General features: G+C 45.4%; 20 protein-coding genes. All 20 read left to right on the top strand.

Annotation, left to right across the window (positions count from 1 at the left end; genetic code table 11):
• Positions 1-64: 64 nt before the first annotated feature.
• Positions 65-1,969, top strand: a complete 1,905-nt coding sequence (gene asnB, locus F0P94_RS16000; RefSeq protein WP_150904920.1) for an asparagine synthase (glutamine-hydrolyzing) — start codon at positions 65-67, stop codon at positions 1,967-1,969.
• Between the two features lie 75 nt (positions 1,970-2,044).
• Positions 2,045-3,391: a UDP-glucose dehydrogenase family protein gene (locus tag F0P94_RS15995; RefSeq protein WP_150904919.1), complete on the top strand. Its 1,347-nt coding sequence runs from the start codon at positions 2,045-2,047 to the stop codon at positions 3,389-3,391.
• Between the two features lie 7 nt (positions 3,392-3,398).
• On the top strand, positions 3,399-4,340 hold the full coding sequence (locus tag F0P94_RS15990; protein ID WP_150904918.1) for a UDP-glucuronic acid decarboxylase family protein: 942 nt from the start codon (positions 3,399-3,401) through the stop codon (positions 4,338-4,340).
• 158 nt (positions 4,341-4,498) lie between these two features.
• A complete protein-coding gene (gene cysC, locus F0P94_RS15985) occupies positions 4,499-5,059 on the top strand; it encodes an adenylyl-sulfate kinase (protein WP_150904917.1) in 561 nt (186 codons plus the stop codon).
• 29 nt (positions 5,060-5,088) lie between these two features.
• Positions 5,089-5,991, top strand: coding sequence for a sulfate adenylyltransferase subunit CysD (cysD, locus tag F0P94_RS15980; RefSeq protein ID WP_150904916.1), 903 nt, complete (start codon positions 5,089-5,091; stop codon positions 5,989-5,991).
• Positions 5,936-7,282 carry a sulfate adenylyltransferase subunit 1 gene (locus F0P94_RS15975; RefSeq protein WP_225307247.1) on the top strand — a complete coding sequence of 449 codons (1,347 nt, stop codon included), beginning with the start codon at positions 5,936-5,938 and terminating at the stop codon, positions 7,280-7,282. Before cysD ends, F0P94_RS15975 begins: the two co-directional genes overlap by 56 nt.
• A gap of 195 nt (positions 7,283-7,477) precedes the next feature.
• A complete protein-coding gene (locus F0P94_RS15970) occupies positions 7,478-8,608 on the top strand; it encodes a DegT/DnrJ/EryC1/StrS family aminotransferase (RefSeq protein WP_150904915.1) in 1,131 nt (376 codons plus the stop codon).
• Between the two features lie 5 nt (positions 8,609-8,613).
• The gene (locus F0P94_RS15965) at positions 8,614-9,195 is read left to right on the top strand and encodes an acyltransferase (RefSeq protein ID WP_150904914.1); all 582 of its coding nucleotides are present in this window, start codon (positions 8,614-8,616) and stop codon (positions 9,193-9,195) included.
• Positions 9,196-9,423: 228 nt separating this feature from the next.
• Positions 9,424-10,464 carry a Gfo/Idh/MocA family protein gene (locus F0P94_RS15960; RefSeq protein ID WP_150904913.1) on the top strand — a complete coding sequence of 347 codons (1,041 nt, stop codon included), beginning with the start codon at positions 9,424-9,426 and terminating at the stop codon, positions 10,462-10,464.
• Entirely contained in the window at positions 10,446-11,552 is a 1,107-nt protein-coding gene (locus tag F0P94_RS15955; protein WP_150904912.1) for a DegT/DnrJ/EryC1/StrS family aminotransferase, read from the top strand. The genes F0P94_RS15960 and F0P94_RS15955 overlap by 19 nt, the downstream gene beginning before the upstream one ends.
• Before the next feature lies 1 nt (position 11,553).
• The gene (locus tag F0P94_RS15950; protein WP_150904911.1) at positions 11,554-12,507 is read left to right on the top strand and encodes an NAD-dependent epimerase/dehydratase family protein; all 954 of its coding nucleotides are present in this window, start codon (positions 11,554-11,556) and stop codon (positions 12,505-12,507) included.
• Between the two features lie 7 nt (positions 12,508-12,514).
• Entirely contained in the window at positions 12,515-13,108 is a 594-nt protein-coding gene (locus tag F0P94_RS15945) for an acyltransferase (protein ID WP_150904910.1), read from the top strand.
• On the top strand, positions 13,105-14,247 hold the full coding sequence (locus tag F0P94_RS15940; RefSeq protein ID WP_150904909.1) for an N-acetyl sugar amidotransferase: 1,143 nt from the start codon (positions 13,105-13,107) through the stop codon (positions 14,245-14,247). Before F0P94_RS15945 ends, F0P94_RS15940 begins: the two co-directional genes overlap by 4 nt.
• Before the next feature lies 1 nt (position 14,248).
• Positions 14,249-14,863, top strand: coding sequence for an imidazole glycerol phosphate synthase subunit HisH (gene hisH / locus F0P94_RS15935; protein ID WP_150904908.1), 615 nt, complete (start codon positions 14,249-14,251; stop codon positions 14,861-14,863).
• Between the two features lies 1 nt (position 14,864).
• Positions 14,865-15,626, top strand: a complete 762-nt coding sequence (locus F0P94_RS15930; protein WP_150904907.1) for an AglZ/HisF2 family acetamidino modification protein — start codon at positions 14,865-14,867, stop codon at positions 15,624-15,626.
• The gene (locus F0P94_RS15925) at positions 15,623-16,858 is read left to right on the top strand and encodes a glycosyltransferase family protein (protein WP_150904906.1); all 1,236 of its coding nucleotides are present in this window, start codon (positions 15,623-15,625) and stop codon (positions 16,856-16,858) included. The genes F0P94_RS15930 and F0P94_RS15925 overlap by 4 nt, the downstream gene beginning before the upstream one ends.
• Positions 16,858-18,282 (top strand): lipopolysaccharide biosynthesis protein, encoded by a 1,425-nt coding sequence (locus tag F0P94_RS15920; protein ID WP_150904905.1) that lies wholly within the window; start codon positions 16,858-16,860, stop codon positions 18,280-18,282. The genes F0P94_RS15925 and F0P94_RS15920 overlap by 1 nt, the downstream gene beginning before the upstream one ends.
• 294 nt (positions 18,283-18,576) lie before the next feature.
• The gene (gene wecB / locus F0P94_RS15915; RefSeq protein WP_150904904.1) at positions 18,577-19,647 is read left to right on the top strand and encodes a non-hydrolyzing UDP-N-acetylglucosamine 2-epimerase; all 1,071 of its coding nucleotides are present in this window, start codon (positions 18,577-18,579) and stop codon (positions 19,645-19,647) included.
• Between the two features lie 187 nt (positions 19,648-19,834).
• The gene (locus F0P94_RS15910) at positions 19,835-21,112 is read left to right on the top strand and encodes a glycosyltransferase family protein (RefSeq protein WP_150904903.1); all 1,278 of its coding nucleotides are present in this window, start codon (positions 19,835-19,837) and stop codon (positions 21,110-21,112) included.
• A 131-nt stretch (positions 21,113-21,243) separates the two neighbouring features.
• Positions 21,244-22,305, top strand: coding sequence for a glycosyltransferase (locus F0P94_RS15905; RefSeq protein WP_191907068.1), 1,062 nt, complete (start codon positions 21,244-21,246; stop codon positions 22,303-22,305).
• Positions 22,306-22,377 lie beyond the last annotated feature (72 nt).

Genomic DNA, 22,377 nt, shown 5'->3' with positions numbered 1-22,377 from the left:
GAACTGCCTGATTTCAAAATATAAATTCTAATTTCCCCAATATCTCGTATTTTTGCCGGCTATTATGTGTGGAATCTCAGGAATATACGCTTTTAATGAAGCTGGTCGTCATTTTATTGGCAACCTGAAAGCTTCGACCGATGCCATAGAAAAACGCGGACCCGATTCGCAGGGCCATTTTGTGAGCTCCTGTGTTGGCTTAGGGCACCGCCGCTTGTCCATTCTCGATCTTACGGCCGACGGCAGTCAGCCGATGCACGACGAAACCGGCCGGTACACCATTGTTTTCAACGGCGAAATCTTCAACTTCCCGGAACTGAAGAAAAAGCTGCAGGAGAAAGGGCATACTTTTCAGTCGCAAACCGATACCGAAGTACTGCTTAAGCTTTACATTCACGAGGGAAAAGGTTTTCTGAAGAAGCTGAACGGTTTCTTTGCCTTTGCCATTTACGACCGCGAAGAAGAAAGCCTTTTCATTGCCCGCGACCGCATGGGCGTTAAGCCGCTGCTGGTTTACAAAGACAACGATAAGGTGATTTTTGCGTCGGAAATGAAAGCCATGCTGGCCTTCGGAATTCCCCGCAAACTCGATCTGGTATCGCTTTATAATTACCTGCAGCTGAATTATATTCCGGGGCCGGCCTCTATCTTTAAAGGGGTGAAAAAATTGCGTCCGGGATATTACCTGCACATCCGGAACGGGAAGATCATGACCAAAGCCTGGTACAAGATCCCTTACGATAAAAAGAAGGTTAAAAACAATCCGCTCAGCTACGACCAGCAACAAAAGGAGCTGGTAAAGCTCATGGATGAAGCCGTGCAGCGCCGCCTGATCTCCGACGTGCCGCTGGGCGCATTCCTGAGCGGCGGCATCGACAGCTCCGTAATCGTGGCCTTGGCTTCCCGCCATACCGAACACCTGAATACATTCTCGATCGGTTATAAAGACGAGCCTTTCTTCGACGAAACGAAGTACGCCAAACTGGTAGCCGATAAATACAAGACCAACCACACCGTTTTCTCGCTTACCAATAACGACCTTTACGACCATATTTTCGACGTGCTGAATTACATCGACGAGCCTTTCGCCGATTCCTCAGCTCTGGCCGTGAATATTCTGAGCAAACGGACGCGCGAGAAGGTTACCGTTGCCTTATCGGGAGACGGCGCTGACGAACTTTTTGCGGGCTACAACAAGCACATGGGCGATTACCTGATGCGACAGGGCGGCTTTAAAGCCGAAGCGCTGCTGGCGCTTTCTCCGCTCTGGGATGTATTGCCGAAATCGCGTAACTCGTTCATTGGTAATAAAGTGCGTCAGTTCCAGCGCTTCGCCAAGGGCATGACGCTTTCCAATAAAGACCGCTACTGGCAGCTGGCTACCTTTACCGATGAAAAAGATGCAAAAAAGCTCTTTAAAAAATCGGTAACAAAAACGCTGGGCAAGCGGTTGTACCTAAAACGCAGGAAGAAAATTCTGGAACACATTCACCAGGATGGCGATATAAACGAAGTGCTTTACACGGATATGCATCTGGTTTTACAGAACGATATGCTTCCCAAAGTGGACCTGATGAGTATGGCCAACAGCCTGGAGGTGCGCACGCCGTTCCTGGATTACAACGTGGTGAACTTTGCCTTTACCTTGCCGGAGTCTTCGAAGATAGACAGCAAGATGAAAAAGAAGATCGTGCAGGACGCTTTCCGGCCGATGCTGCCCGAAGAGCTTTACAAGCGCCCGAAGCACGGTTTTGAAGTGCCTTTGCTGAAATGGTTCCGCAACGAGCTCCGGCCTTTGATCACGGATGAATTGCTTTCGGACCAGTTTATTGAAGCCCAAGGCTTATTCGACGTGGACGAGATCCGGAAGCTGAAAGCAAAATTGTTTTCCAACAACCCGGAAGACATTCACGCCCGCATCTGGGGTTTGATCGTGTTCCAGCACTGGTGGAAAAAGTGGATGCAATAGGCTTACCTAATAAGTGTTCTGTTTTTTTACTGCTTTTAGCAGCGGATTTTAATTAAACTTAAAGCCAGAAAAAATATGAAAATAGCAGTAATAGGTACCGGGTATGTAGGGCTGGTAACAGGCACTTGCCTGGCAGAAGTAGGTATGGAGGTTACCTGCATCGATATCGATCAACGGAAGATCGATAATCTGAAATTGGGTATTCTGCCGATTTACGAACCCGGCCTGGAGGAAATGGTGGTTCGGAACACTTCCAAGAACAGACTATATTTTTCTACCGACTTAGCCGAAAGCATTAAAGGAGCCGATGTGGCCTTTATTGCGGTGGGAACCCCTCCGGATGGCGATGGAAGTGCCGACCTGAAACATGTGATTGCTGTTGCTCGTGCTATTGGCCGCAGCATGAATAACTACATGGTAATCGTTACCAAAAGTACGGTGCCGGTAGGTACAGCCAGAAAGGTACGCGCCGCCATTGAAGAGGAATTACAGATCCGCGAAATGCCTTTCGATTTTGATGTTGCCTCCAACCCGGAATTCCTGAAAGAAGGCGCTGCCATCGACGATTTCCTGAAACCGGACCGCATTGTGGTTGGGATTGAAAGCGAACGGGCCGAAGAAATTATGCAGCGTGTATATAAGCCATTCTTATTAAATGGTCACCCGATCATTTTCATGGATATTCCTTCCGCGGAAATGACCAAATATGCGGCTAACTCCATGCTGGCTACCAAGATCAGCTTCATGAACGATATTGCCAACCTGTGCGAAATTATGGGCGCCGACGTGAACATGGTGCGCAAAGGCATTGGCTCCGATGCCCGTATCGGAAATAAATTCATTTATCCGGGTATTGGTTACGGCGGTTCCTGTTTCCCGAAAGATGTAAAGGCTCTTATTAAAACGGCCTGCGATAATGGCTATGAAATGAAGATCCTGAAGTCAGTAGAGGCGGTAAACGAAAATCAGAAAAACGTACTCTTCAATAAGGTTTACAAGCACTTTCAGGGCGATATTGCCGGAAAAACCTTTGCTTTGTGGGGCCTTTCCTTTAAGCCGAAAACCGACGACATGCGCGAAGCGCCATCGCTTACTATAATTGACAGGCTTCTGGAAGCCGGTTGTCATGTGAAAGCCTACGATCCGGTTGCCATGAAAGAAGCGCATCATATTTTAGGCGATAAAATTACCTACGCCAACGATCAGTACGATGCTTTGATCGATGCCGATGCCCTGCTTATTGTAACCGAATGGCCGGAATTCCGCTCCCCGAACTTTAACGTGCTCAGCAAGCTCATGAAAGACCGGATCATCTTCGACGGCCGTAATATTTACGACATCAAACAGATGCAGGAAGCCGGCTTTACTTATTACGGTATAGGCGTGAAACCGCAATACCACTCTACTGTAGACATCGCTTAACGTTGAAATGGCAGCAAAAAAACGCGTTCTGATTACCGGCGGCGCCGGCTTTTTAGGTTCTCATCTTTGTGATCGTTTTTTAAAGGAAGGGTACTCGGTAATTGCTATGGACAACCTGATAACGGGTAACCTGGCAAATATCGAGCACCTTTTTAAGGAAAAAGATTTTGAATTTTACCACCACGATGTGTCGAAGTACGTGCACGTACCCGGCCGACTGGACTACATCCTGCATTTTGCCTCGCCGGCTTCGCCTATCGATTACCTGAAGATCCCGATCCAGACTCTGAAAGTTGGATCGCTGGGTACCCATAACCTGCTTGGTTTGGCGAAAAGCAAGAAGGCCCGTATGCTCATCGCATCCACTTCCGAAGTTTACGGTGATCCGGAAGTGCATCCGCAGGTAGAAGAATACTGGGGTAACGTAAACCCGGTTGGCCCGCGTGGCTGCTACGACGAAGCCAAACGCTTTCAGGAGGCCATTACCATGGCGTATCACCTGCACCACGGTTTGGAAACCCGCATTGTCCGGATATTCAATACCTATGGACCGCGCATGCGCCTGGATGATGGCCGCGTGCTGCCGGCTTTCCTGGGCCAGGCTTTGCGGGGCGAACCGCTTTCTATTTTTGGCGACGGTTCCCAGACCCGTTCCTTTTGCTATGTAGACGACCTGATCGAAGGTATTTACCGTTTATTGCTCAGCGACTATGCCCTGCCGGTAAATATTGGTAACCCTTCCGAAATAACCATCAAGGAGTTTGCCGAAGAGATCTGCAAGCTGACCGGCGTAGAGCTGAATATCAAATACCAGCCGCTGCCGGAAAACGATCCGCAGAAACGCCGTCCGGATATAACCAAGGCCAGAGAAATACTGGGCTGGGAGCCGAAGGTCGATCGGGCCGAAGGCCTGCGCCTTACTTATGAGTATTTTAAAGACAAGGTTTAACCCTTAATTCTGAATTTTATTTAAAATCTTTGTTCCGAAAAGGCTGTAACCTGAGTTTCAGAAAACAGTACCTTTTCCGGAATAAAAACCCAAAATATCACTTCTTTCAAAAACAGCCTCCCGTGAATCCCTTTTCTAATGACCTCCACAATACCATTATGAAAGACAAAAAACGGACGCTGCTGAACCAGACCCCGGTAGTGATCTGGATGACCGGGCTTTCCGGCGCCGGGAAAAGCACCATTGCTACCGAACTGGAAAAACGGCTGGTAGAAGCCGGCTTTTTCACCCAATGGCTCGACGGCGACGTTTTGCGCGATGGCCTGACCTCTGATCTGGGCTTTTCCGATGAAGACCGTACCGAGAATATCCGCCGCGCGGCCGAAGTAGCGAAACTTTCCCTTCATAACGGTGTCATCACCATTTGTACGTTCATCAGTCCTACCCTTGCCATCCGCGAACTTGCCTGTAATATAATTGGCAAAGCTGATTTTCTGGAAGTTTACGTAAATTGCCCCCTGGAAACCTGTGTGCAGCGCGACGTGAAAGGTTTGTACAGCAAAGCGCTTCACGGATTGGTTAAGAATTTATCGGGCGTGGATGCGCCTTACGAAGCCCCGGAAAAACCCTGGCTGGAATTAAGAACCAATTATTATTCGGTAGACCAATGTACCGGCCAGCTTTTTGATGCGTTATTGCCCAGAATTAAAATGGCCTAAGTTTTTAAGCCTATCCTATACCGTTTTCAATGCCTGCCGCAAATAATTACTTAACCTATCTCGAATCCGAAGCTATTTTTGTGATCCGCGAAGCAGTGGCCCAATGCGCAAAGCCGGTGCTGCTTTTTTCCGGCGGCAAAGATTCGCTGGTGCTGGTGCATCTGGCTCGAAAGGCTTTCTGGCCGGCTTTGCCGCCTTTTCCCTTGCTGCACATCGATACGGGCCATAACTTTCCGGAAACCATTACTTTTCGGGATAAACTGGTACAAAAAACCGGTATGGAACTCATAGTCCGGGAAGTAGAAGATTCGATCCGGAACGGTAGGGTGGAAGAAGAAAAAAGCCTGAACCCCAGCCGCAACCGGCAACAATCAGTAACCTTGCTGGATGCCATTGCCGAATTCGGGTTCGATGCAGCATTTGGCGGCGCCCGCCGCGACGAGGAAAAGGCCCGGGCTAAAGAACGTTTCTTCTCGCACCGCGATGCCAGCGGAAAATGGAACCCGCACAACCAACGCCCCGAACTCTGGAATTTATTTAACGGCCTGCATTTACCGGGCGAGCATTTTCGTATTTTTCCGCTCAGCAACTGGACCGAACTAGACGTTTGGCGCTATATTCAGCAGGAAAATCTGGAGGTTCCGGACCTTTATTTTGCTCACAACCGCAAGGTTGTTAACCGGCAGGGAAGTTTACTGGCGCATACCGAATTTATAAATATACTGCCCGGCGAAATCCCGGAAGAAAAGCAGGTGCGGTTCCGGACCGTGGGCGATGCTACCTGTACCGGAGCGGTAGAATCCAGGGCGGAAACCATTGCTGAAATAATTGCGGAGATCAGCGTTTCTGAGACCACCGAACGAAATACCCGCGCCGATGACCTTCGTTCCGAAACCGCCATGGAAGATCGTAAGCTGGAAGGCTACTTTTAAATTTATGCAGCAAAACCGTATGCCGGAAGGCAAAAAAACTAACCTTTTAAGTACTGAAACTCCAACAGATGTACTCCGTTTCCTGGCTGCCGGCAACGTAGACGACGGGAAAAGTACCCTGATCGGGCGTTTGCTTTACGATTCCAGAGCTGTAATGAAAGACCAGCTGGAAGCTGTTACCCGGGCCAGTCAGAATAAAGGAAAAGATTTTCTTGACCTCTCTTTTCTTACTGACGGGCTGCAGGCGGAACGGGAGCAGGGCATTACCATCGATGTAGCATACCGTTATTTCAGCACCCCGAAGCGCAAATTTATTGTCGCCGATACGCCCGGGCATTGGGAGTATACCCGCAACATGGTAACCGGCGCTTCCAACGCCGACCTGATGCTTATCCTGGTCGATGCCCGCAACGGCTTAACGGAGCAAACTTACCGCCATACCTTGCTGGCCTCGTTGCTGGGTTTCAAACACCTGATCCTTTGCGTAAATAAAATGGATACGGTTGGCTTTAAAGAAGCGGTATTCGAAGATCTAGTTGCAGCTTTTAAGGTTTTTACCGCTACGTTAAACATTCCTTCTATTAGCTGCGTACCGGTTAGCGCCCTGAAGGGCGACAATGTGGTTCAGCCATCAGCTTCAATGCCCTGGTACAAGGACAAAACCCTGCTGGAACAACTGGAAGAAGTAAATGTTGCCGCTGAATTAGAGCAATTACCTTTTCGGTTCCCGGTGCAGTTAGTTTTACCTGTTCAGGATAACGTAGTTTTAGCCGGACAAGTTGAAAGCGGGCGGATTAAAGTTGGAGATAAAGTTCAGGTACATCCGGGAGGAGAAGAAAGAACAGTATTGAAAATCCAGCTAATGGACCAAACCCTGGAGGAAGCAGTGGCGACCAACTCGGTCAGCCTGGTGCTGGATGAAGGAAAACCGCTCCAAAGGGGAAATTTGCTTTCAGCAACAGGTGATCTGCCTCTCATTTCGGATAAAATAAAAGTGGAAGTATGCTGGTTTGGTCCCGGAAAGCTTTTAGTCGGACAACCTTTGCTGGTAAAACATACTACCAGGTTTGTGAAGGCGGAGGTTCTGGAAATTGTACACAAAACCGATGTCGCTACCTTGAAGCAAATGCCAGCTCAAAACGGTCTGGAAATGAATGAGATCGGGGAAGTATTGCTGCAAACAGAAGAACCGCTTTATTACGGTCCTTACCTGGTTAACAAGGGGACCGGCAGCCTCATTTTCATTTGTCCGCGGAGCTTCGAAACAATTGGCGCCGGCCTGATCCGGTAGAATTTTATTACGTTAAAGGTCAGGCAAAACAATGTAAATTCGTAAATTGCCATGATGTACATGGTGAACAGCAAATGCCAGGAAGTCTGCTAGTGGTTTAAATTAGAAGTGTTTGTTTTTCGTCTTCTTGTTACAAGGGGTGTTAGGTTTAAATTATCTGCTCAATTAACCAATTCAAAATACGATTTAGTTTTCATGGTGCCTATCCAAATGGTTGACTTGAAAAGTCAATATTTAAAAATAAAAAATGAAGTAGATGCCGCCATTGCGCACTGCCTCGAAACCACAGCTTTCATTAACGGTCCACAGGTAAAAGAATTTGCCCAAAACCTGGAAAAGTACCTGGGTGTAAAGCACGTAATTCCCTGCGCAAACGGTACCGACGCCCTGCAAATTGCCATGATGGCATTAGGTTTAAAGCCGGGTGATGAAGTAATTGTACCAACCTTCACTTATGTAGCAACCGCCGAAGTTATTGCGTTGCTGGGGCTTACGCCGGTAATGGTGGAATGCGACCTGCATACCTTTAACGTGCGGGCTGAAGACATTGAAACTGCTATTACGGATAAGACAAAAGCCATTGTTCCGGTGCATTTGTTTGGGCAATGCGCCGATATGGAGCCAATCATGGCCCTGGCGGAAAAGCATAATCTGTTTGTGATCGAAGACACTGCCCAAGCCCTGGGAGCCGAATACACCTTCAGCGATGGTAAGGTAATGCGTGCCGGTACCATCGGGTCGGTAGGCTGCACCTCCTTCTTCCCCTCCAAAAACCTGGGCTGCTACGGCGATGGCGGCGCTATGTACACCAACGACGATGCCCTGGCGCAACAGATCCGGATGATCGCGAACCATGGTCAGTCGAAAAAATATTATCACCAGATGGTAGGCGTAAACTCCCGGCTCGATACCCTGCAGGCCGGTATTCTGAATGTGAAACTGAAACATCTGGACCGTTATGCTGCCAGCCGCAATGCGGCCGCCACCTATTACGATAACGCTTTCTCCGGCATTTCAGGATTGCAAACCCCACGCCGTCAGGCAAATTCCACGCACGTTTTTCACCAGTACACATTAATGGTAAAGGATGGGAAGCGCGATGCGTTGAAAGCACATTTGGAGAAAAATGGAATTCCTTCCATGGTGTATTATCCCTTGCCCTTATATGCGCAGGAAGCTTTTAAAAACGAAAAATACAAACCGGAAGATTTCCCGGTTGCCGAAGCGCTGTGTTCGTCAGTATTGTCTCTTCCAATTCACACCGAAATGACAGATGACCAGCTTAACCTGATTTCAACCGCCGTAACCGGATTTTTTAGCGCTTAACCAGCATGAACGAACAAGAATACTTTGCGCATGCCACTGCTGTTGTGGATGAAGGCTGCACCATAGGAAAAGGTACTAAGATCTGGCACTTTAGCCACATAATGCCGAACTGTACCCTTGGCGAAAATTGTAATATCGGTCAGAACGTTGTGGTGTCTCCAGGGGTGGTACTTGGGAATAATGTGAAGGTGCAGAACAACGTTTCTATTTACGAAGGCGTAACCTGCGACGATGATGTTTTTCTGGGGCCTTCCATGGTATTTACGAATGTAATTAATCCGCGCAGTGCCGTTAACCGCCGGGGGCAGTATTCCAGAACGCACGTCGGCAAAGGTGCTTCCATTGGGGCAAATGCTACCATTGTTTGCGGACATGATATCGGCGAATTTGCTTTCATTGGCGCAGGTGCGGTGGTAACGAAAACCGTTCTGCCGTTTGCGTTACTGGTTGGTAATCCGGCCCGGCAGATCGGCTGGATGAGTGAATTCGGCCATCGGTTGGAATTCAACGAAGAAAACAAAGCGGTTTGCCCGGAAAGTGGTCAGGAGTACCTGCGGGAGAATAATCAGGTAAAAAGAACAAAGTAACTGGTGGCATTCTGAAATATGTTGGCTACTTTTATAACTTAAAAAATAGCGTTTTAGCAAAGCTGAAGCTCCGGTAAAAGTTTCTGTTCCAGAACCAGGATCTTCAGAAAAGGTCAAAAGCTCGGAAGGTGAGAACCGTTGCCAGGCATTCGCTGACGCAGGTTTTTCATTTGAATTATGCAAGTCTGAAGGATAGTTTTCAGGCCCATAGGTATACCATTTATTTTCATGGTTAGTAAAGAACAAAAAGTAAAATTTGCAGTTGTTGGTTGCGGCCATATTGGCAAGCGGCACGCCGAAATGATCCAGCGTAACCCGGAATCGGAACTTGTTGCGTTGGTAGATATAAAGGAAAAAGGCGCGTTGGGGATAGACCATTTGGATGTTCCTTTATTTAAATCCCTGGAGGAATTGCTGCAAGCTGATCTGGAGCTGGATGTGGTGAATATCTGCTCGCCGAACGGGTACCATTCTGAGCAGGCGCTGCAAGCGCTTTCGGCCAAAAAGCATATTGTGGTAGAAAAACCAATGGCGCTAAAGAAACTCGATGCAGAAAAGGTTATTTACAAAGCCCTGAATGTGCACCGGAATCTTTTCGCCGTGATGCAGAACCGCTATTCGCCGCCTTCGGTATGGATAAAGGATATGGTAGAATCCGGAAAACTTGGCAAGATCTACATGGTGCAGCTGAATTGCTACTGGAACCGCGACGACCGGTATTACAAAGCCGATAACTGGCACGGTAAAAAAGATCTGGACGGCGGTACGCTGTTTACCCAGTTTTCGCATTTTATCGATATTATGTACTGGCTTTTCGGCGATATCGAGAATATTCAGGCCAAGTTCAACGACTTTAACCACGCAAACCTGACGGACTTTGAAGATTCGGGCCTGGTAAGTTTCGATTTTGTAGAAGGGGGTATGGGTTGTATCAATTATTCTACTTCGATCTGGAACCAGAACCTGGAAAGCAGCATGACCATTATTGCGGAAAAAGGCAGTGTGAAGATCGGCGGGCAGTACATGAATGAAGTGGAATATTGCCACGTGAAAGATTACGAAATGCCCGAACTCGCGCCAACCAACCCAGGCAATGATTACGGCGCGTATAAAGGCTCCGCCCAGAATCATCATTATGTGATCGAGAACGTGGTGGATGTGCTGAAAGGCCGTGGCCCGATCACGACCAATGCATTGGAAGGCCTGAAAGTGGTGGATATTATTGAACGCATATATAGCTGCAAGCAGAAATGGAATTCATCCCTTTAACTTCCCCGGATATTCGGGATGAAGACATAAACGCCGTGGTGGAAGTTTTGAAGTCCGGCATGCTGGTGCAGGCGCAGAACGTGCAGGACTTTGAGGCAGGCGTAGCTACTTTTACCCAAACCAAAAATGCCATTGCAGTTTCGAACGGTACAGCAACCTTGCACCTGGCCTTAGTGGCGCTGGGTATTGGGCCCGGCGATGAGGTAATTATACCGGCGCTTTCGTATGTGGCTACCGCTAATGTAGTAGAGCTGGTTGGAGCAACCCCCGTTTTTGTGGATGTGGATACTGATACTTTTAATATTGAAGTAGCCGCCATTGAAGCTAAAATTACCAGCAAAACCAAAGCCATTATGCCGGTACATGAGTTCGGTCTGGCCTGCGATATTGAAGCTGTAATGAAGCTGGCAGAAAAGCACGGCTTACCTGTAATTGAAGATGCAGCATGCGCTTTAGGGGCAACGCAGAACGGAAAACATACCGGCTCCTTCGGTATTTTCGGTTCTTTTTCCTTTCATCCCCGCAAGGCTGTTTCCTCCGGCGAAGGCGGAATACTGACTACCTCAGACGATGCCCTAGCGGCCAAAGTAAGAATTTTGCGGAACCATGGGGTAGAAATGCAGCACGGGAAAATGGAATTCGTAGCTGCAGGTTTCAATTACCGCATGACCGATTTTCAGGCTGCGCTGGTAAATAGTCAGCTGAAAAGGTTGCTAAAAATTATTGACTATAAAAACGAACTGGCCGAAGTTTACTTTAACGAAATAAACCATTCCGGCATAAAGCTACCGGTTGTGCCCGCTGATCGGAACCACACCTGGCAGACTTTTCACGTGGTTTTAGATAGCGATTTCGATCGGGACAAAGTAATAACTGAATTGCGGGAGAAAGGCATCGGGACCAATTATGGTGCGCAGTGCATTCCGGCGCAGCAGTATTACCTGAAAAAATACGGACTGGATTCTGCCAAAGAATTCCCGAACGCTTTACGGGCTTTCAAGTCCGGGCTGGCCATTCCGATATACGAAAAGCTACAGAAAGAACAGATCCGGCAGATTGCCAGCGTACTTAATAAGTTAACCAGATAAAATGTTACAGAATAAAAGAATATTTATTACCGGTGGCGCCGGCTTTATTGCCAATACGTTGATAAAACATTATATCAGCGAAAATGAAATCATTGTTTACGATAATTTTCACCGCGATACTTTAACCTCAAGTGAAGTGGCCGGCCATCCGAACCTTACCATTATTAAAGGGGATGTTCTGGACCTGGAGCTGCTTACTTCTTCTATGAAAGGGGCAGATATAGTGGTTCATGCCGCTGGTATTGCCGGCATTGATACTGTAATAAAAAATCCTGTAAGAACAATGCAGGTAAATATGATCGGGACCGCTAATGCGCTAGAAGCCGCCCGAATAAATGGCGTAAAAGACAGGTTCGTAGATTTTTCTACCTCCGAGGTCTTTGGGTCTATGGCATTTAAGTCAACGGAAAGCGACCAGACCGTTTCCGGGTCTGCCGGTGAAGCCCGCTGGACCTATGCCGTAAGTAAGCTGGCAGGAGAACACCTGGCTCATGCCTATTATAACCAGTACAAGCTGCCGGTTGTAACAGTGCGCCCATTCAATGTTTACGGACCTGGGCAGACAGGTGAAGGCGCAATTCAGATCTTTATTAAAAAGGCATTAAAGAACGAAACCATTCACATTGATGGCGATGGCAGCCAGATCAGAGCCTGGTGCTATGTAGACGATTTTGTGAACTGTCTGATCAGGTGTATTGAAGACCCGAAAGCCGTAGGAGAAAGTTTCAACTTAGGCAATGCGCGGGCAGTAATAACGATTCTGGGTCTGGCGCAAACAGTGGCCAGGGTGCTAAAATCTGAATCTCAGATCGTTTTCGATCCACCATTATCAGCAGATATTGCTATCCGGATACCTTCCGTAAAGAAAACCGAAGAGGTTCTTGGGTTTAAGGCTAAAGTTGATCTGGAAGAAGGGGTGCTAAAAACGGCTGAATGGATGAAAACCTTACTTTAAACTTCTGATGGACAGACCTTCAGCTTTCGATGATAATGAAGAACTCAGGGAGCTTTACGTCAATTTGCAAGAAATCTACAAGAGACTTAGCAATAAGTTCATAACGGAACTGGATCGGCTTCCGCCCTTACCTGACCTTTTTGTTGACAGATGGCAACGAGCAGCATTATTAGGCTTTGGAAAAGGTACAAATATTTACGACAGCTCGTTAGTATTGGGGCAGGTGAAAATTGGAAGCGAATGCTGGATTGGGCCCAACACAATTCTTGATGGATCCGGGCATCTGGTAATCGGAGATTGTTGTACGATTTCTGCAGGAGTTCATATTTATACGCACGATAATGTAAAACAAACATTATCCGGTAAAGCAATGCCAATAGAAAGAGAGCCGGTTACCATTGGCAGCAATGTGTATGTAGGGCCGCAGGCCATAATTACCAAAGGAACTACCATTGGGAATAACGTGGTTATCGGAGCTTTTTCCTTAATTAACAAAGATGTACCTGATAATTCAATTGTTATGGGGCAACCTGGTAAAGTTACAGGCTCGGTATTAATTGATGATGAAGGAAAAATAAACTTTAAGTATTCTGCTAAATGAAAATCTGCTCAAAGTGCATTTACGACGAAACCATTCCCAATATTGAATTTGATAAGGATGGGGTTTGTAGCTATTGTCGGCAGGTAGAAATGCTGAACGCCCAGTATCAGCCCGGTACAGCAAAAGGAGAAGAAGCTTTAAAAAGTATTATTGCAAAAATAAAAGCAGAAGGGAAAGGCAAAAAATATGATTGTATTCTGGGAGTAAGCGGAGGAACAGATTCTTCTTACTTATTATGTAAGGCAGTTGAATGGGGTTTAAGACCCTTGGCAGTACATTATGATAATACCTGGAATACAGCCATTTCTACAGAAAATATCAGAAAAGTTACGAAGTATTGTAATGCTGATCTATACACTTACGTAATCGATAATAAGGAAGCAGATGACATTTTCCGGTCTTTTTTTATGGCTCAGGTCCCGGAATTCGATGCTTCTACGGATATTGGTTTTGCCCAGGTATTGCGAGATGCCTGCGCTAAATATAATATTAAATATGTATTAGAAGGACATTCGTACCAGGCAGAAGGCATTTCACCGCAGGGAAATAACTACTTCGATGGTAAGTACATTGAGGATATTCATAAAAAGTACGGCAGGTTTCCCATGAAGACCTACCCGAATATGACCTTTTTTAAGTTTCTGAAGTCAATTCTTTTCCATCAGGTGCAGTTTATCCGGCCTTTATGGTATATGGATTATTCGAAGAAGGAGGCTATGAGCTGGCTTACCGAACATACCGGCTGGCAGTACTACGGAGGCCATCATTTGGAAAACCGGGCAACGGGTTTTTTGCATACAGTTTATAATCCCCAGAAGTTCGGGATCGATAACCGCAACTGGAGTCTGGCAGCAGCAGCCAGGCGAGGCGAAATACCGCGGGAGGAAGCTCTGAAGATCTATAATACTCCAATAGTAGTAGACCCGGAGATTGTTCAGTATGTTAAAAAGCGAATGGGCCTTACGGATCTCGAGTATGATAATATAATGAATAGCGGCATAAAACGGAGCTGGAAAGATTTTAAAACTTATAAAAAGCGGTTCGAAAAATGGCGTCCTTTCTTTAAAGTAATGGCGGAATCCAACAGGGTGCCGATGAGTTTTTATTTGAAATACTGTTTCCCGCGAAAAGATAGTTAACATGATTACGATCGTTAATTATGGCATGGGCAATCTGGGTTCGGTGCTTAACATGTTTAAAAAAGTTGGCGTGGAGGCAAAAGTTACGGATAACCTCAATGAGATAGCCGATGCCACCAAGATCCTGTTGCCCGGGGTAGGGGCCTTCGATGCCGCCATGTCCAGAATTAAGGCGGGTGGATTTGAAGAAATCCTGAATAAAAAAGCATTGGAAGATAAGGTTCCGGTACTGGGGATCTGCCTCGGCATGCAATTACTTACTGACTGCAGCGAGGAGGGTGTACTGCCGGGCCTTGGGTGGATAAAAGGCAAAACTATTAAGTTCTCTTTTACCCGCACTCAGAATTTAAAAGTGCCGCACATGGGGTGGAACCTGGTAAAGCAGGTTAATGCATCGCCCTTAATTGCAGATTTTCCTCCTGACCCCCGTTTTTACTTCGTTCATTCTTATTTTGTAAAAGCAGACGAAGAAATGGATGTATTGATGCGCACCACTTATGGGCATGAATTTGATTCCGTAATTACCAACGGAGAAAACATCTTTGGTGCCCAATTCCATCCTGAAAAGTCCCATAAATTCGGGATGAAACTGTTTAAGAATTTTTCTGAATTGTAATATGCTTAAAACCAGGGTTATACCTTGCCTGCAACTTATCGGAGACAGCCTGGTTAAAACGGTTAAGTTCAATAAGTTTGGCTATATCGGCGATCCAATAAATACCGTCCGGATCTTTAATGAACTGGAAGTAGATGAGCTTTGCTTTCTGGATATCCGGGCCACGCTGGAAAAAAGGAAGCCAAACCTGGAGCTGCTGAAACAAATAGCAGATGAATGCTTTATGCCCCTTTCTTACGGCGGCGGAGTAACCTCAGCAGCCATGGCCCAGCAAATATTATCTATTGGGTTTGAAAAGATCGTCCTGAATACCGTTACTTTCGACCATCCGGAAATAATCCGGGAGATTGCAGATCACAGCGGGGTACAGAGTGTGGTAGGCTCTATTGATGTAAAAAAGAATTTCTGGGGGAAATATAAAGTTTACAGCAACGACGGAAAGCGGCAACACGATTTTGACCCGGTTACCTGGGCAAAAAAGCTGGAACAAAACGGCGTGGGCGAGATACTGCTCACTTCCATGGACCATGATGGTACCTGGAGTGGCTATGATACAATTTTAATTAAACAAATAACAGAAGCAGTGAATATTCCGGTGATCGCCAATGGAGGAGCCGGACAAATTAACGATATCGTTAAGGCGGTAGAAACAGGAGCTTCTGCTGTTGCCTTAGGTAGTATGGTTGTTTATCAGGCAAAAGGCCTGGGGGTGTTAGTTAATTTCCCTGACCGGAACAAATTAGAAGAAGCAATATCCAGGTGAAAGTATTTATAGGTTGTTTTGATATTGCCTCCATCTTGTCTGGCTTAGCGGAAGGGTTTAGAGATGCCGGCCATGAGGTTACTACTTTTGTGCTGGAAAGGAATAAGTTTTATCCGGATGTGCAATATGATATTGTTCAGGAGCCTTTTTTCAAAGCTAAGCTGAATTTCCAGGATAAAAAGATACCGGGGCCGGTTAAAGCCATTTTACAGCATACAGATAATTTTACTTCCAGGCTGGCCTTAGAGCGCATCACCGATGATCTGATAAAGGCCTACGATCTGTTTATTTTTATCTGGCGGCCCTGGCTTCCGGAGGAGAAAATATTTAAAAGGATAAAAGCTGCCAATAAAAAGATTGTTTGCCTGCACGTAGGAAGTGATGTGCGCCATATTGCCGCTTATAAGCAGGAGTTTAGCGAAGATGTAAGTTTATGGGAGCGCTTTTTCCATGAAGAAGATCTCAATGAAAAAATTAAAAAGATCAGACTTCATGAGCTTTTTGCAGATGTGATCTTTTCAGTTCCCGATCAGGAAGGACTGGCGATAAGAGGCTATAATCATTTGCATATTCCCTTAAAGGGTATGGAGAAGATAGGGTTCCAGGTGCCTGGGAGGGAAGTTCCCGTAATTGTTCACGCGCCGTCCAGATCCGGAATAAAAGGAACTTCCATAATCTGTAAGGCAGTGGAGAAGCTCCAGGCTGATGGATACAGATTTGAATTTCGCCTCCTTCAGAATCTGCCTAACCGCGAACTGCTAAAGGAACTAACCAATGCCGATATTCTCATTGACGAGATTCTGTTGCATGGCCCTGGAGTATTAAGCTTGGAGGCGATGGCAGCAGGTTGTATTGTAGCAACCAGAACGTTAAATGTTTACAAGGATATTTTTAACCCGCCCGTTATCAATATCAATCCGGAAAACATTTATGATCAGTTAAAAAAGCTTCTCGACGATCCAAATAAGGCTCATCTGGCCTTTAAGGGGAAGGCGTATGTTGAGGAAAACAACCGGCCGGAAAAAGTGGCTCAGCAAATAATTTCAAGCCTGGTCCGGGAGCATCAGCAATATACCCCGGATTTTTATCTGCGGTTATTCGAATTGCCTCAGGGAGTGGTGTTAAGTAGGGAAAATCTCGAAATGAGCGCGAAGGTGGCTGGCCGCTTTTTTAAGGGAGATCCGGCCGTAGTTAAAAATGCGGTTAGAAGAGGGCTAATGAATTCATATTAATGAAGCAGTTTAAATCACTTTTTAAGGATACCTTCATTTATGGGCTATCCGGGATCATTTCCTCCTTCATCAGCATCTTTTTAATTCCCCTTTATACGAAGGTCTTTGAACCGGCCGATTACGGCGTTATTTCCATTCTGACCACTACGTCAGCCTTTTTAAATATTCTCCTGATTTTTAGTTTAGATAATTCGGCCGCAGTCTGGTTCTGGGATAAACCGGATGAGAAGGAAAGGAAAGTTACTTTCAATTCCTGGCTGGTCTTTTTAGCAGGTACCGGACTGGTCGCAATGCTTATTGTAGTTGCGTTCAGCAGCCAGCTTTCTTTATTGTTTTTTGATACAAAAGCGTATAGCCTGCTATTTATTTTAATTGGCCTGAATTTGCTTTTTGTGGGCTTTCAGAAGGTGGTCAATATCTGGTGCAGAATGCTGCACCAGCCATTAAAAGCTATGACTTATTCGCTGATCCTTCTGGCTACTACTCTGTGCTTTAATATTGTGTTTATTCTTTATTTAAGAATTGGGGTACAGGGCGTTTTTTATTCGCAGTTAATTGCGGGCTTTATGGGCTTCATATTCATGCTGCTGCTTTTAGGGAAATGGGTGCAACCGGGCTCCTTTTCGTACGTGCGGCTAAAGGATATGCTCCGGTTTTCGTTGCCATTGGTGCCGGCCTCCCTGCTTTATTGGGTTATGAACATGGCTTCTATCTATTTCTTAAAATTATTAGTGAAGGATAATGCCGAGATCGGGCTGTACCAGGTTGGCGCCAGCATTTCAAATATTCTGAGTTTGGTTACCTGGGCCTTTTTTCAGGCCTGGACCCCATTTGCCTTATCAATTTCCAAAGAAGAAAATGCCCGGAGAACGTATAGCAAAGTTTTTGAATGGTACTGTGTTTTAGGGTTTTCCTGTGCTTTTTTGCTGCTTTTCTTTGCCAAAGATATTTTAATTATTTTCACCCGGGAAAGCTACATAGATGCCTGGCAAATAATTGGCCTGCTTGCCATTAACGTGGTTATGATGGGCGTGCCTAATATTTTGGCGATCGCCAACAGCATTGCGAAAAATAATATATCGTATGCCGTTTCTATGCCTATTAGCGCTCTTGTAACCGTAATTCTGTTCTTTATGCTTATTCCTCAATTTGGAAAGGAGGGTGCGGCTTTAGCCATGATTGTTGGCAACATAGTAATGTGTATAATACTAACGTATAAAGCCCAAAGGCTTTATTTTATTCCTTATAACTTCAAGCGGATAATCTTATTCTTTCTTCTTTGCACGTTGGTGTTTTCCGGCATGCTGCAGTTAAACCTCAACCTGCTGGAAAAAATAGGGATTGCGGCCGTTCTATTTGCGGGCTTATTATTGGTTTTCAGAAAGAAAGTAAAAGAGTTGCTGCCTTTAAAGCAATTTAAGTAATTCCAATAGGAGGCAAAGAAAAGGATACGCAGGCGGTTGTTAAACCTGTTTAATTATATGCCGATGCTTTTCATAGAAGGCTTCAATGGCGCTGAACAGCAGAACGCTATCTGTTTGCGGGTAAAAACCAACCGGAAAGCCAGTGTTCCTTTATTAATTTAGGGCTCCTCCCGAATTAATTGGTGGATATGCCGGTTTGGACGTTTTAACTGCTAAATTTAAAGTATTAGTGTTGGTTAGGTGAGTTCTTTTTGCATTTAACTACTTTTTCAGATCCTGGATCAAAATTAAAGCATGTTACCAAAAATAGTCTCCATTATCGGGGCGCGGCCTCAGTTTATTAAGCATTCTCCGGTAGCTTTAGCCCTTCAGAGTAAGTTTGATTCCATCACCATTCATACCGGTCAGCATTTCGACCAGAATATGAGCCAGGTGTTTTTTGAGGAATTAAAAATGCCTAAACCAACCTATATGCTGAATATTGGTAAGGCCAGCCAGCACGGTGCCCAGACGGCCATCATGCTTCAGGAAATTGAAAATATCCTTATCCGGGAGTCTCCCGATGTGGTTTTAGTGTACGGCGATACCAACTCTACACTAGCCGGTGCGCTGGCAGCGGCAAAGCTTAATATTCCGATCGTTCATATAGAAGCGGGGTTACGGAGCTTTAACAGGGAAATGCCGGAAGAAGTTAACCGGGTTTTAACGGATCACTTATCTAAGCTCCTGTTTGCACCCACTTCCAGCGCCATTGCCAATTTAGCCAACGAAGGTATTAAAGAAGGGGTTTACCGGGTGGGAGATGTAATGTGCGACTCCTTGAATCTGATGAAGCCGTTTCTGGAAAAGAAGCTGAATGAAAGCTATTACTTTGTTACCTTACACCGCCCTTACAATACAGACGAAAAAGACCGCCTGGTTTATATTCTAGGGATATTGAATGGGTTAAGCAAAAAAGTGGTCTTTCCTATTCATCCCCGGACCCAGAATAACTTGAAGAAATGGATGATAGATCTTGATACCTTCGATAATATTATTTTTATTCCTCCGGTGGGTTATGAAGCGTGTCTTTCCTATCAGACTTTTGCCGATTATATTATCACCGATTCCGGCGGGATCCAGAAAGAGGCTTATATGCTGAAGAAACCCTGCATCACCATCCGGAAAGAAACCGAATGGGTGGAAACTTTAGATGGCGGTTGTAATATGCTGGTATTTGAGGAGTTGGAATCTCTTCGTTCAATTCTGGAAAATGACGAGGCAAAAGAATTTAAAGATCTATACGGCGATGGACATGCAGCGGAAGCCATTGTTGCAATTATCGAAGAATTCGTAATAGGCGAAAAGGCACTGGCGAAGGCTTAGAACCTGCAGGTATAAAGAGGGCAGTCCTTTAATACTTTACAAAGTGCTGAAATAAAATACCGGTCTTTAACCTGTTTTAATTGAAATGCCGCTAGATTTGAAACTTTAATTCAATATTTAAAATCGGGCTGTAATCGAGAGACTGGTAAACTATTAATCCGCTTAAAGACAAAGCAGTAAATTTATAATGAATAAAATACTTCTGGTTGCTTACTATTTCAGGCCATGTAATTATGTAGGTGCTAACAGAGCCAACGCATTTGCCGATTTCTTTGCCGAAAAAGGATGGGATGTAACCGTGGTTACCAGGGCCTGGACGGGAACAGAAAAAGTTTGGGAAGATTACCTGGATAGCCAGGAAGGAGAGCCCCGCATCGTAAAGGAAGCTTCCGGCGTTAAGATCCATTATTTACCGTATAAAGCCTTTAGGTTTCCAGAGAATAGAATACTTGCCTCCTTAAAAACAGCTACCCGTAATTTAACCGGCCGTTTTCATTTTGAATTGGAATTTGACCAATATCAGGATTATATCGCTGAGCTGATTAAAAAAGAGAAATTCAACTATGTGCTCGCGTCTAGTCCACCTTTAACCGTTTTAAAGGTTGCTGCAGATGCTTCTGAAAATACGGCTACCAAGCTTTTAGTCGATATCCGGGACTTCGAAAACGATATCCTGCTTTACCAGGAGCCCAGATTATCCCTTTTACGCAAGCTTCAGTTTCGAGTATTAATGATGTATTTTCAAAAATGGATAAAGGGAGCCGCCTGTATTTTTACTGCCAGTCCCCCATTTACAACCTTTATTGCAAAAAAAACTGATAAGGAAGTCTTTACCCTGACCAATGGTTTTGATGATCTGGTTTCTACCATTAGAGCGGAGCCATACCCGGATCTTTTTAATATTTCGGTTATTGGTACGTTATACAAAGAAGCCAATATAGATACCCTGCTGGAAGGCATAGAATTACTTTTCAGGGAAAACCCATCCGTTAAAATTAAATTTAATTTAATAGGCGTTAAAGCCCTGCCTGACGTTGCAAAAAGATTTGAGAATGTAATTCCTGAAAGTAAGCTGAACCTGACCCATAGGGTTAACCGGAGTGAAGCGTTAGAAGTAGCTGCACGTTCGCATGTGCTTTTATTAGCCGGGTTCGATACCATGAAAGGGGTTTATACTACCAAGGTTTTTGAATACCTGGGTTTAAGAAAGAACATTATTCAGGTTCCCGGCGATGGTGATGTGGTGGAGGAGCTGCTGAATTACACGCAAAGCGGTAAAGCCCCGCATTCTGCGGAAGAGTTTTGTTCCGTTATTATGGATTGGTATCGGGAGTGGGAGCAAACCGGGAAACTGGAATTTAACGGCATCGATTCCAGAATTAATGAATACTCCAGAAGAAGCCAGTTCCAGAAGCTGTATACCTTCTTAAGTAAAACCGATGCTAAAAGCGGAGCAAAAGTCTGATTTTTTACCAGGATCATAATATTGGTCTTTAGGCTGTAGCCGGCTCTAATGCGGTTAGAGCCGGCTAACGAGAGGTGAAAATTCCGGCCGGCTCACGCTTCTTTATCATTTTAACAATAAGCCGATCACATTTGAAAACCATTTTATACGTCATCGATTCCCTGTCGGTAGGTGGTGCCGAAAGGTTGCTGGTCGAAACTATTAACAATCTGCCGGAGTTCAGGATTGTGGTCGTTACCTTGTATCCTGGCGATGATCTGCTTCCGGAATTAAATTGCCATTCTGTTCATTGCCTCGACTTCAAAGGAAAGCTGACTATACCGACTACTGTTCTGAAACTCCGGAAATTAATAACCAGCTATTGCCCCGATATCGTGCATGCTCATCTGCTTTGGAGTACTTTTATTGCCCGGCTGGCAACTCCGAAAAGTATTCCGTTTTATTTTTCTGTGCACAGCACTTTAAGTAAAGATGCTTTCGGGAAAAACAAGCTAAGTCTGTTTCTCGAAAAGGTGACTTATAAACCCTGGCATACCGCCATTTTTGTTTCTGAATATGTAAAGAGCGATTATGATCAGTCAGTTGGTTTGCGCGGGCCTGCTCATGTGTTGTACAATTTTATCCCGGACCAGTTCTTTCAGAATTTTCGCCTGAAGCCGGATAATAAGCTGGAAAAATTCGTGGCTGTAGGAAACCTGAAAGAAGCTAAAAATTACCAGTACCTGATCGAGGCGTTTAAAATTCTGAAAGAAAAAGGCGTATCGGCTACCCTGGATATTTATGGCCAGGGGTATTTGCAGAAAACTCTGCAGCAGGAAATAGATAAATACCAACTTCCCATTAAGCTGAAAGGAACAGCCAAAAATATCCATACTATACTGCCGCAATACGATGCTTATGTGCTTTGCTCCATGCACGAAGGCTTCGGGCTGGCTCCGGTAGAAGCGATGGCAGTTGGGCTTCCCGTTTTTTTATCCGATATTCCTATCATGCACGAGGTTTCCGGTGGGCATGCGGTTTTTTTTAATCCCCAAAGGCCGGAAGATTTTGCAGGTAAAGTTCAGGAAGCAATGGGGCAGGCCGATAAATTGAAGCTGCATGCTGAGCAGGCGCATGCCTTTGCCCTGAAGTTAGCCTCCCACAAAAGTTACCTCAAGGGGTTGTACCAGATTTACGGGAATAGCTTAAAATAAAGTACTTACCTGGTCAGGCTAAACGGAAAGAAACTTTTGGATCAGCTTTCTCCGAAACGTTATGGAAAACCA

Origin of the sequence: Adhaeribacter soli (assembly GCF_008727925.1) — a bacterium.
Classification (GTDB): domain Bacteria; phylum Bacteroidota; class Bacteroidia; order Cytophagales; family Hymenobacteraceae; genus Adhaeribacter_A; species Adhaeribacter_A soli.
Note: the sequence above shows the minus strand (reverse complement) of the source record. Positions and strands in the feature narration are given on the sequence as shown.